Genomic DNA, 1,582 nt, shown 5'->3' with positions numbered 1-1,582 from the left:
CCAGCAGGGTGGCGGCGATGCCGATGGCGGCGACCGGGCCGATCGTGGCGGCGCCCCGGTACGAGCGAACTGTCGGCTCAGGCCTCGGCCTGGTCCTCACGGAGGTTCTTCACCAGGTTCGGGTCGACCGGGACACCCGGGCCCATGGTGGTGGTGAGGATGACCTTGCGGAGGTACTTGCCCTTAGCCGCGGACGGCTTGGCGCGCAGCACCTCGTCGAGCACCGCGGCGTAGTTGTCCACCAGCTGGGTCTCCGTGAAGGAGGCCTTGCCGATGATCAGGTGCAGGTTGGAGTGCTTGTCCACCCGGAAGGTGATCTTGCCGCCCTTGATGTCCTGCACCGCCTTGGTGACGTCCATGGTCACCGTGCCGGTCTTCGGGTTCGGCATGAGACCGCGCGGGCCCAGGATCCGCGCGATCCGGCCGATCTTGGCCATCTGGTCCGGCGTGGCGATCGCCGCGTCGAAGTCGAGCCAACCACCCTGGATCCGGGCGACCAGCTCGTCGGTGCCCACCTCGTCCGCACCCGCCGCGGCGGCCTCTTCGGCCTTCGCGCCACCGGCGAACACGATCACGCGGGCGGTCTTACCGGTGCCGTGCGGCAGGTTGACCGTGCCGCGGACCATCTGGTCCGCCTTGCGGGGGTCGACGCCGAGGCGCATGGCGACCTCGACCGTGGCGTCGAACTTGACGTTGGTGGTCTCCTTGGCCAGCTTCACGGCCTCGGAGGGGGTGTAGAGCTTCGACCGGTCGATGACGTCGGCGGCCTTGCGGTAGCTCTTGCTGCGCTGCATTGCTGATTACTCCTGTGGTCTCTGGCGGGCCGCTCGGCGCGGGCCCTCCCACGGTCGGGTCGTCGGCGAGGCCGAACGTCAGTCGCTGACGGTGATGCCCATCGACCGGGCGGTGCCGGCGATGATCTTCTCGGCCTGGTCCAGGTCGTTGGCGTTGAGGTCGGCCATCTTCTTCTCGGCGATCTCACGCAGCTGGGCGCGGCTCACCGAGCCGACCTTCTCGGCCTGCGGGACGCCCGAGCCCTTCTGCACACCGGCGGCCTTGATCAGCAGCCGGGCGGCAGGCGGGGTCTTCAGCACGAAGCTGAAGGACCGGTCCTCGAACACGCTGATCTCGGCGGGGACGATGTCGCCCCGCTGGGACTCGGTCTGCGCGTTGTAGGACTTGCAGAACTCCATGATGTTCACGCCGTGCTGGCCGAGCGCGGGGCCGACCGGCGGCGCCGGCGTGGCCTGGCCCGCCGGCAGCTGAAGCGTGAACGTCTTGACGAGCTTCTTCTTCGGAGGCATGTCACTTCCTGGGGCTTGGAGCTGGGAAAATGCGGCCGTCGCCGCCCTCGGGGACGCGCACGGTCAGCGCGGTGCGACAGCGGCGACGTTCAAGAGTAGCGCAGGCCGCAGCCCGCTCGTCCGCCGAGGTCGAGCGGGAGGGCGTACGCCGACGTCGGGGGGGGGGCGGGCCCCCCCCCCCCCCCCCGGGGGGGGGGGGGGGGCGGGGGTGTTGTTTTGGCCCCACGGGGCTCCCCCCCGCACCTAGACACACCCCCCAATTTGTTGTTCATGTGGGG

At 69.9% G+C, this 1,582-nt stretch carries 2 protein-coding genes; both read right to left on the bottom strand.

Annotated elements, in window-relative coordinates; all coding sequences use genetic code 11:
* Positions 1-77: 77 nt before the first annotated feature.
* Positions 78-794: a 50S ribosomal protein L1 gene (rplA, locus tag ABZT87_RS31385; RefSeq protein WP_234583444.1), complete on the bottom strand. Its 717-nt coding sequence runs from the start codon at positions 792-794 to the stop codon at positions 78-80.
* A 78-nt stretch (positions 795-872) separates the two neighbouring features.
* Positions 873-1,304: a 50S ribosomal protein L11 gene (gene rplK / locus ABZT87_RS31380; RefSeq protein ID WP_007465329.1), complete on the bottom strand. Its 432-nt coding sequence runs from the start codon at positions 1,302-1,304 to the stop codon at positions 873-875.
* Between the last annotated feature and the right edge of the window lie 278 nt (positions 1,305-1,582).

The sequence above is a fragment of the Micromonospora sp. NPDC005237 genome (genome assembly GCF_040607775.1).
In the GTDB taxonomy this organism is placed as follows: Bacteria; Actinomycetota; Actinomycetes; order Mycobacteriales; family Micromonosporaceae; genus Micromonospora.
The sequence above is the reverse complement of the archived record's forward strand: the minus strand, read 5'-3'. Positions and strand labels throughout refer to the sequence as shown.

Bases quoted from the DNA above. Each gene is read 5' to 3' on its own strand.
- rplK (WP_007465329.1), bottom strand. From the start codon at position 1,304: ATGCCTCCGAAGAAGAAGCTCGTCAAGACGTTCACGCTTCAGCTGCCG.
- rplA (WP_234583444.1), bottom strand. From the start codon at position 794: ATGCAGCGCAGCAAGAGCTACCGCAAGGCCGCCGACGTCATCGACCGG.